Here is a 394-nt window from a genome sequence, read left to right on the forward strand (position 1 = left end):
TAACAAAGTGCTTTATGGTGGCCGGTCATCGTCAAAGTCATGGGATGCTGCTGGCATCGCCATATTCCTGTCAAATAAATACAGCCTGCGCTTTTGTTGTGCGCGTCAGATCCAGAACAAAATTGAAGAGTCGGTGTATACCCTGCTCAAAATTCAGATTGACCGCTTTGGCCTGCGGCATCGTTTCCGCATTCTGAACAACAAAATCATTAACCGGGTGACCGGGTCTGAATTCGTGTTTTATGGGCTCTGGCGCAACATTGAAGAGATTAAGTCTCTGGAAGGTATCAGCGTTCTGTGGCTTGAAGAGGCCCACGCGCTGACGGAGTACCAGTGGAAGATACTGGAGCCTACCATCCGTAAAGAGGGCTCAGAGTGCTGGTTTATCTTTAAC

General features: G+C 48.5%; 1 protein-coding gene. It reads left to right on the forward strand.

Features of this window, described 5'->3' with window-relative positions:
- A partial coding sequence (locus WCE05_RS26335) for a phage terminase large subunit (protein WP_368816887.1) occupies nt 1-394 on the forward strand: 394 nt, incomplete at both ends.

Source organism: Pseudomonas sp. I2 (assembly GCF_040984075.1).
In the GTDB taxonomy this organism is placed as follows: domain Bacteria; phylum Pseudomonadota; class Gammaproteobacteria; order Pseudomonadales; family Pseudomonadaceae; genus Aquipseudomonas; species Aquipseudomonas guariconensis_B.